Annotated in this window: 10 protein-coding genes and 1 pseudogene; all 11 read right to left on the bottom strand. The window is 48.7% G+C overall.

Annotated elements, in window-relative coordinates; genetic code table 11:
• A partial coding sequence (locus tag NW211_RS13480) for a glycoside hydrolase (RefSeq protein WP_258328220.1) occupies positions 1-344 on the bottom strand: 344 nt, incomplete at its 3' end.
• A 65-nt stretch (positions 345-409) separates the two neighbouring features.
• A complete protein-coding gene (locus NW211_RS13485; RefSeq protein ID WP_258328221.1) occupies positions 410-910 on the bottom strand; it encodes a DUF3872 domain-containing protein in 501 nt (166 codons plus the stop codon).
• Positions 911-1114: 204 nt separating this feature from the next.
• Entirely contained in the window at positions 1115-2404 is a 1290-nt protein-coding gene (locus NW211_RS13490) for an IS1380-like element IS1170 family transposase (protein ID WP_235303309.1), read from the bottom strand.
• Between the two features lie 134 nt (positions 2405-2538).
• Positions 2539-3108, bottom strand: a pseudogene (locus NW211_RS13495) (conjugal transfer protein TraO); the annotation flags it as partial.
• A 2-nt stretch (positions 3109-3110) separates the two neighbouring features.
• The gene (traN, locus tag NW211_RS13500; protein ID WP_258328222.1) at positions 3111-4097 is read right to left on the bottom strand and encodes a conjugative transposon protein TraN; all 987 of its coding nucleotides are present in this window, start codon (positions 4095-4097) and stop codon (positions 3111-3113) included.
• A gap of 20 nt (positions 4098-4117) precedes the next feature.
• Positions 4118-5413, bottom strand: a complete 1296-nt coding sequence (gene traM / locus NW211_RS13505) for a conjugative transposon protein TraM (RefSeq protein ID WP_258328223.1) — start codon at positions 5411-5413, stop codon at positions 4118-4120.
• Positions 5406-5702: a hypothetical protein gene (locus NW211_RS13510; RefSeq protein WP_258328224.1), complete on the bottom strand. Its 297-nt coding sequence runs from the start codon at positions 5700-5702 to the stop codon at positions 5406-5408. The genes traM and NW211_RS13510 overlap by 8 nt, the downstream gene beginning before the upstream one ends.
• 30 nt (positions 5703-5732) lie before the next feature.
• Positions 5733-6356, bottom strand: coding sequence for a conjugative transposon protein TraK (gene traK, locus NW211_RS13515; protein ID WP_258328225.1), 624 nt, complete (start codon positions 6354-6356; stop codon positions 5733-5735).
• Between the two features lie 19 nt (positions 6357-6375).
• A complete protein-coding gene (gene traJ, locus NW211_RS13520; RefSeq protein WP_258328226.1) occupies positions 6376-7383 on the bottom strand; it encodes a conjugative transposon protein TraJ in 1008 nt (335 codons plus the stop codon).
• Positions 7384-7401: 18 nt separating this feature from the next.
• Complete coding sequence (locus tag NW211_RS13525; RefSeq protein WP_258328227.1) at positions 7402-8031, bottom strand: DUF4141 domain-containing protein; 630 nt, start codon at positions 8029-8031, stop codon at positions 7402-7404.
• A gap of 47 nt (positions 8032-8078) precedes the next feature.
• Positions 8079-8607 (bottom strand): hypothetical protein (locus tag NW211_RS13530; RefSeq protein WP_258328228.1); only part of this gene is annotated, 529 nt, incomplete at its 5' end.

Below are 8607 nucleotides of genomic sequence, written 5' to 3' on the forward strand. Positions count from 1 at the left end.
CTTTTGTTATCCGAAATTTCGGATAATAGCAGAGCATCTTTCCCATACTGTCGGAAATACTTATATCGTTCCAACAGGTCGGCTCTGAGCAACGAATCGGCCTGTGCTTCGGTAATATCGGCTATCAGGTTCTCGTGTGGAAGCAGTTTATGCCCATAACCGATGTATGGATAGTGTTTCGCCGAGTGCCACCCCTCAAACTCCTTGATGAGTGCTACCGCCTTGTCGAACAGTTCCGCTGAAATCTCCTTTGGTAGTGGTGGCGAAGAGTCGCTGCCTCGTGTCTGTGCCTTGGCGTATCCGCAAAGCAAGGTCAGACATATAATCATCAACTTTATTCTCATAGATTCTCTTTTAGTGATTGGTTATGGCGGCAGACACCCGACAAGCGAGTGCCTGCCACCGTTGTTTAAGGATTGATGTTGATTGGAGAGACGATAGTTCCTATGGGAGTAATCGTGTTACCCTCTGTGGTATCCTCTTCCTCCTTCACCTCGTTATTGAAAGTGAATGTAAGCTGATAGAGCTGATCGTGGTTATCCTCGAAATATACATCTATCGTCTGCTGGTCTTCACAATCCGAGGTGTAGTAGAGACGGAACATATCTCTGTCAAGCGGATAGCGGTCATTCGGGAGTAACACCATACCGTCATCCATTCTCAATGTACCCTCGCCATCGGGCTGGAAGTAACGGATTGTGTAGCGAGTATCAGAGAAATACCCCTCACGCACAATCTCGCAGCGTATCTCCGCTGTCTCACCTTGTACCAATCGCTTGGGAACAGGCATTGTCTCAACCGTAAAAGGATAGGCTTGCTGAACATCGAGGTCATCCTCGCAAGATGTGAAGCCCAATACTGCGGTCATCATGGTACCGCAAACCATCATATAGGAAAATAACTTTTTCATAACGCATTTAATTTTAATTAATAATCCTCATTTCCGCAACTCTTTTATCCTCTCATGACACGACAGTTTTTTTGCGATTTTCATGAAAAGTCTGAAGACTTCTGTGTGTCATGAGAGCTTGGGTCGTACCTTTCAGGCATAACTTCCCCTTACCCCACAAGGCAACTTGAGGCAATATGCCATAAATCCCACAAAGCATAAGGGCTAATCCGCCCCGCCCTTAAAGACATTCTCATAAGCCCTGTTTCCGGTGTAGATATTCAGCATGTGCATTCTGGAAGTCTTTATCCATTTAGCAGCCACAGAAACATACTTGAATACGAAAGCTTTGATGCGGCTTGTCCTGTTGAGTCCGAATGCCTTTACATTCATTCTGCGGATAATGGTTTTGTAGAAGTTCCTTATCAGTGCGGTCATCAGCAGATAGACCGTATTTTCAGCCAGGAAGGATTTGGGCAGACGCTTCCATCCGAATCCGTTGTTCATTTCGTCAAAGATTCTTTCCTTTCCTCCACGCAGGTTGTAGAATTCTACGATATCTCTGACATCGGATTCGAAATCATTGGTGAGAATGCACCTGTAGGTATATTCACCTTCCCATAGTTCCTGAGTTTTGTCAGTCCTTCTCTGTCTCTGAACAACTAGGCGATAAGGCTTTCCCTTCCACTTTTCCACGATAATGGAGTTCAGTTCGAATTCTATTCCGTTGATTTCCTCAGTCCTCCATCCTCGGAGAATGAACATGTCATCGTAAAACGCCGAGCATCTGTTGGCGCGGATGTAGAAATGGTTACAATGATCTTTTACCACATCCACAATCTCTTCGGAACATGACCCGCAGTCCATACGTACCCTGTCTATATGGATACCGTTGTCTTCAAGCCTTGTAAAGATCCTTTCAAGCGTATCCTGTTGGCGGAAACGGACATTGGTATTGCCGTCGCGGTTTTCTATGCCTACGATATGGTCGCCGATGACAGCTACTCCGGGGCTGTATCCGGTAAACTTCTTGTAGGTGGGCTTGGCGTCATACTTGCCTGTCTCGATAAACTGATGGTCGAAATCGAAATCATATTTCTGTCCCCCGTTTAATTCTCCGGTAGATATGAGTGCCTTGACAAGCAGTTCGTTCATGCGGTCTGCCACATTGAAATCATAGGATTTTCCCGAGACGGAAGACGTATAGGTTATGTTGGGGACGGTCAGTTCCTTGATGGCACGGAGAATCGTATCTGCGCTGCAGCTCCTTAGCACAGGATGAAAGGAAAGATGAGACATGAGATGGGTGGATATGTCTTCAACACAGGAGCCGCCACAGAAATACACGCACATGAGAGAACGGAAGATTTCACTGTATTGATAACCGAATGTCTTGGTACGTGGTCCCAAAGTGGAATCAATTATGTTAGACAAAAGAGCATCGAATTCTTCCATTACACAAAATATTCCACCAAAAGGAGTGATTTGTTCAGATTTTATTTGTACTTTTGCCATGCCTGATGAAGATTTGTTTGATTTTTATTGCAACACTAAGTTAAGTGAATCTTCTGACATGGCAAAATACTGGGTAATATATTATTACTCAGTATTTTAAATTTATTTCTAACAATATGTGTTGCGGAATTAAGGTTAATAATAAACTTGACACCTAAGCCGAACTGGGTGCCGAACTTGCCGAGTGAGCCTCCCCAGAGGACACGCTCTCGCACATTGGCAAGCAAGACAATACGGTCTGTTATATAACTCTCCAATTCAAGGGTAATGGCACCGCCATAGATAAAGGCATCCTTGGCAAGCAGCGTAGAGCCGTCGTGTAGTAATCTATCGCCCCAATTCACCGTTTCGTAGCCTACCAATGCAGAGCCTCCGATAGAGAGGAAGAAGGTCTTTGTAGGATCGGACAGGAACTTCAGATAGTAACCGCCCTCGGCAGTGAACTGGGCACGCGGTACAGATGTGCCGCGATAGTCGTAGTTCTTGAGCAGATACTCTGCACCCACCACCCAGCGGTTAGCCTTCTTGGTATATCCCGACATCGCTATTCCCGTATAATAGTTTAGCGGAGATTTAGAACCGTTTACAAAGCCGCCTCTGAGTTCCACACCCATCATCTTCGGGAGATAACGCTGGGCGTATGCCTGCCCTGACGAGAGGGCAAGCGATATGACTGCAACAAGTAGAAACAGATACTTTTTCATGGTTACTTCACTTTAAGTTCGTTGATTACCTTTGCTCTTACGATGTCCTCACTCTCCACGGTGAAGGTCTGGTGTCTGCCACCGCTCTTCTCGTGCATCTCCACCACAAACACCTTGTCGGCAGGGATGGTGAACTTGTTGAACACGAATACGGTACGCTCATCCTTGTTACCCGCAACGGTTGTGGCATAATCATATGCACGCAGTGGGAAAATAACCTGCTCTTGAATGGCTGTACGCTTCATCACCTGCTTATCCACAATCTTGAAGGTCACAAAGTCCACCTCGTATGGTACATTCGATGTATTCTTCACCTGCGTATGGAAGTAGAGCAAGCCATTGTGGGTGTATAGTCCACGCAACAGATACTGGATGCCGAACGCCTTGCTACCGATGTGCTTGATGTGGCGTTTGTTGTCCTTATGGATAGCCTTACTGATAAGGTGTACCAACTTCGGCGACTCACTGCCAAGCTCCTGCAAGTAGATGTCAAGAGCATTGTTCGGGCGATTCACCTCACTGCCATCGTGGATAAAGTCCTTCATCTCGATATTCAGGAGCAGAGGCTCATCCGAGTACTTCACATTGAAGGTGTAGAAACTGCCACTCTCGGTAATCACCGACATATTGGTCTCATCGCGGAAGTTCTTTACCGTAGCCTTCACACGAATCACATTCTCCGAGCCATCGGCCTTGCCAGCGATAAGGTTAGGCGAGCCGAGATCCACATAGCGTACTGCCGCAGGGAAGATGATGTGAGTAGTCTTGTCGTATGTCACCTCCAAGCCGTAAGGCGGTATCATTCGATCAAAGGTCAGCTTCTTTGTCAGACCGTGATAGATGTCGCCATCCTCCTGCTGCGGATAGATATCCGTAGTGAGGGTAACATCACCGGCTACTGTGTTAGTTACTGCGGTTGAATCAACCGACTGTGCATTGGCACTTACAACGCCCATCGTGAGGACAAGCATTACAAAAATCTTTTTCATGTCTTTAATGTTTTAATAGGTTATTGATTGTTTTGATAAAGCATCAGGGTATATCCTGATTTGAGGTGTACCTTCTCTTCACGCATCTTCTTGGAAATGTACTGCGACACGCCCTGTATGGCACCACGACCTACTTCGGACAGCAGTTGGTCTCCGGCAGACTGGTTGGTGATGGATATGCTCGTTCCGAGGTTCTGCCCCAGATTTGCCGCCATCTCCTTTGCCGCACTCGCCTCCATGGAGCCGGGTATGAAGATTCCCGCCTGTCCGTCATTGTCGTGGACGGTAAGTTCTACGGGAATGATCGTTCCGTTATGCTCCACCTGAAGAATCTCGATGTCGAGCCTTTCGCCTTTGATGCTGCCTTCACCTGTGATGAGGGTGTTTCGTGGCAGTACATACTTCCCGACACGCATATCCTCCAAGAGTCTGAGCCGCACGTTTTGACCGCTCGTTATGGTCTGGTCGCCATGCACACACGCCTTGATAGTGTTCCGTGCTGTCTGCTTCGGTGCTTCGCCTACGGCAGTGTGAAAACCACCGCCTACGGATTGTGACAATCGTGCTATCATCACCGAGTCGCTCACAGGCTGAGCGAGTGCCGACACTACGGGAGTCGTTACATGACCTACGGGCTGTGCCTTCGCCTTGCCGCTTCTTGTGGTAGTCTCCACCTCCTCGGCTGCGCCCTCGGAGGTGGCGGCATTGCCGGGCATATACTTCGCTGCAAGCTCGTATGACTTCTCCAAGAGTGCCACCTGGTCGGCATATGTCGGTTGGCTGTTCTGTTGTTGTGCCATCGACTGCTTCAACTCTTCAAGCTCCGCTTTCAGAGCCTCCTTTTCGGGATCCTCACGCGGCTGCTCGTAGAAACTGCCGAGCGTAGCGTTGATGTCATTGTAGGCAGATGTGGATGTGGAGAACGAATTGCTCCGACTGCTACTGCCACCTCGATAGGATGAACTGCTACCGCCACCGCCTATATATCTCGGCTCTTCGGGTATCTCGACCACCTCTTCCTCCTCGTCATCGGTGGTCATTGCCGTGAAGTCCTCAAGGGTACGCATCTTCTGCTCCTGCTTAACACGCATATCCTCCAGTTCGTAGGCTGCAATCTTATCCGCCTCGATGCCTGCACCTCGCGGATCGGGAAGTTCAGCGTTGAAGCCCACCTTCTGCTGCTCTGCCTGTACTTGCTCCTTCGATGGCTTGAAGATGAAGTAGAATGACACAAGGCATAGCATAACCATTCCGCCATACACAAGAATTTTCTTGATTTGCTCCTTTCTTTTCAGAGCGTTTGCATCGTTACTCATAGCTCTCTGAATTAAATTGGTTAAAGAACTCTTCCATCTCCCTTATCTTCTCATCCGAGAGGCTGTCGGCAGGAGCTGCCTCCTCCTCGATAATCAGGTTGGTGGCAGGCGGCTCACTTCTGACATACTCCTCATACCCGTAATCGGGAGTTGGGGAAAAGATCACATAGAGGGCAAATCCCGAATATGCCAGCAGGAGGCCGTAGATGATAAGGCGTTTGGTCTTTGATGTCTTGTTGTTCCAAGACTTGTTGCTTGAATCCTTGATTCTCTGAATGTACTTTTTCATCGCTGTAAATGTTAATGGTGAATAATTGGGTTATCTGTCATAGACTCTCAGGTCCTTGTTCTCCACCACACGGAACGCCTCGAAGATGAATCCGTGAGGATTGTTGTCGCTGCGTGTGGAGTTGAGCAATCGCCCTGTGGTCACAAGGCTGCGCTCGGTGATACTCTTCTCGCGGATGATGGATAGCCTTGCGTATGTCACCACCTCGTAGGGATAGTGGTTGAAGTTGCAGTTTATGCTATCCACCTCGATACGCTGCGATACATTGCCCGAGATGATACGATTGTAATATCCCTGCTCCGCAAGGTCGCTGTAGTGCTCGTATGCCGAGCGGTCGCTGAGGAACATTGCCCTCTGGATATTACCCTCGATGGCACTCTTATCGGGGGCAAGCGTGAAGAAGAGTTCGTGGAAACGCTTCACATGCTCCCTTGCCTCCACAGGACGGTTCTGCTCCAAGTCCTGAGATAGAGCCAGCATCAGCGACTTGCCCTCGTCAAGGACATATATCTTCTGTCGTTGTGCCTCGGCAAAGCTGTATGCCTTCCAAAGCGAGAAGCCCACAAGTGAAGCACAGACAAAGAGGTAGGCAATGCCGAAGAAGCGTATCTGCCTGAAGCCGGTCTCGATGTTTTTAAGTGATTTGAATTCCATTTGAATACAGTTTAATAGGTTATCGTTTAAGTAATCTGCCTGCGATGTTGCCGATGGCGGCACCTGTCGCACCTGCTGCTATCGATCCCGTCCGGCTCGCTGTCTGTGCCACATTTCTGCCGTAGTTACCTGCACCGCCGCCAGCCTGGATTATCCAGTTGGCCACTGTCGGAATTGTAAAATATCCGATGATGCCGATAATGAGGAAGGTGATATAGACCGCATTTGACCCGTCAGGGATGAAGTTGGGATCGGACAACTGCTCGATGTCCTTCTGTAGCATCAGTACCTGTATGCGTGCAAGCACGCTGCTGAAAAGGTCGCTCACGGGGAGCCACAGATAGATACTGATATATCGGACAAACCACTGCGTGAGTGAGGCGTGGAAGCCGTCCCAACAGGCTATCGCAAAGGATATGGGTCCGAGTATCGAGAGGACGATGAGGAAGAATGTTCTCAGCGTGTCTATGACAAGTGCTGCGGCATTGAACATCAGTTCCAACAGTTCACGGAAGAAGTTCTGAACAGCCTTTTTCATATTGTACATCGCACGATCCACATACATTCCGCAAGCCTCAATCGCATCCAACGCTCCCAGTTCATCGAGCTTGTTGTCAAAGGACTCTTTATCCACGAGATAGGCCGTTTCGGGATTGCGTTTCATCGCCTCAAACTCCAACTTGTCCTTCTGCCTGCGATACTCGTTCATATCGAAGGTCTGCGTTTCAAGGATTCTGTGCGTTCCCGTCACGATGGGCGACATCACGCTGTTGAGTGTACCCAACACCAATGTCGGGAAGAACATGATACACAGTCCGAGAGCAAAGGGACGCAGGAGCGGAAAGACATCTATAGGCTCGGCTCTTGCCAATGACTGCCAGACACGATAGGCGACATAGAAGAGAGCACCTAATCCGGCAAGTCCTTTGGCGACACCCGTCATCTGCGAACAGAGGGGCATCATATCCACATACAGATTCTGGAGTATCTGATGCAGATTGTCAAAGTTTACTGCTAATAGTACCATAGTCGTAGGATTTCAGGTTTACCAATAGCGTTCACTCGGCGAGCCGTAGAGGGACATCACACGGTCAACATCGTTCTGCTTCTTAGCTCTTAGGTAGGATACCCCGATGTTCTTGTTGGTGTAGTACTGCACAAGCCCACGGTATTGGAGCATCTCACTGTAACACTTGTCGATGATATCCATGCGGTCCTTGTCGCTCATCGAGAGCCCGTTCTCATTGACAACCGATTTAAGGTCATTCAACAGGTGGGCACTCTCTTCGAGCAGTTTCGTATAGCCCAGAGCAATGGCACTCAGTTCCTCCACGGTGAAGTACGGATCGTTGAGCATACGCTCAAAGCTGTTCACATAGATATCGGTGATGTCGCCTACAAGCAGGATGGTCTGCTGTACCTTGCGTGCATCGCGGACAAGGTTCTTCACCTTCTTCAGAGCATCGTAGTACTCCTTTCCCTGCTTGTAGATCTTTACTGTTTCCTGGAAGTTCTGAATCATCGTACTTGCCGTAGAGGATGTATGCACGATGTTCTTCGTGGCATTGATGATACCTTGTGCGAGGTTTCCGGGGTCTGTCACCACCCACTGCGCCTTAGATGTCTGGCTGACAAAGAGAGCCACCAGACAGAGCATAAAAATTTTCAATCTCATACTGTTACGAATTAAAGGGTGAATACTTAATCATTGTCTTACTGAAATCATAGTCCCATCTTGCGACCTCTTGATTTGGGCTTATGCCGGATATGCTGTTTTCGGGACGGTCTCTCCTCGGAAGAGTCGCTCTGCCTCTTCTTCATTCCGTTGAAAAGCTCATCAGCATAAGGTCTTCTGCCAGTCATCCTGACAAAGCGGGCATCGAGTTCCCGATATGCCTTTTCAGCCTTGGCGGAACACTCCTCCGAAGAAGCCCTCCTGTCAATACCATACTTGGCAAGGAAATCGGGACGGATGTGGAGAGTGTCGTGAACATTGTCGGGGAAATGTGCAATCTGCCCCAGCTTCTCCAACTCCTCGTTCAGTTTGTTGAGATAAGGAACGGGAGGGCGTTCACAGATACTCTCGAAGATCTTCTCCACGGCTCGTGTCAGCCTTGCATCCACCTCAAGCACATCGGGTATCTCTCCCGCAGCTCTTTTCTGCCGATAGATTGCAGGATCCATATCCTCCAACTGATGATACAGACGGTAATCCTCCGTAAGTCCGAAGTAATCCTGCATCGACTGCGGA

This window comes from Barnesiella sp. ET7 (assembly GCF_024733785.1).
Taxonomy (GTDB): Bacteria; Bacteroidota; Bacteroidia; order Bacteroidales; family Barnesiellaceae; genus Barnesiella; species Barnesiella merdigallinarum.

What these genes read in the sequence shown, in the direction of transcription:
- NW211_RS13485 (WP_258328221.1), bottom strand. Translation starts at nt 910, where the DNA reads ATGAAAAAGTTATTTTCCTATATGATGGTTTGCGGTACCATGATGACC.
- NW211_RS13490 (WP_235303309.1), bottom strand. Translation starts at nt 2,404, where the DNA reads ATGGCAAAAGTACAAATAAAATCTGAACAAATCACTCCTTTTGGTGGA.
- traN (WP_258328222.1), bottom strand. Translation starts at nt 4,097, where the DNA reads ATGAAAAAGATTTTTGTAATGCTTGTCCTCACGATGGGCGTTGTAAGT.
- traM (WP_258328223.1), bottom strand. Translation starts at nt 5,413, where the DNA reads ATGAGTAACGATGCAAACGCTCTGAAAAGAAAGGAGCAAATCAAGAAA.
- NW211_RS13510 (WP_258328224.1), bottom strand. Translation starts at nt 5,702, where the DNA reads ATGAAAAAGTACATTCAGAGAATCAAGGATTCAAGCAACAAGTCTTGG.
- traK (WP_258328225.1), bottom strand. Translation starts at nt 6,356, where the DNA reads ATGGAATTCAAATCACTTAAAAACATCGAGACCGGCTTCAGGCAGATA.
- traJ (WP_258328226.1), bottom strand. Translation starts at nt 7,383, where the DNA reads ATGGTACTATTAGCAGTAAACTTTGACAATCTGCATCAGATACTCCAG.
- NW211_RS13525 (WP_258328227.1), bottom strand. Translation starts at nt 8,031, where the DNA reads ATGAGATTGAAAATTTTTATGCTCTGTCTGGTGGCTCTCTTTGTCAGC.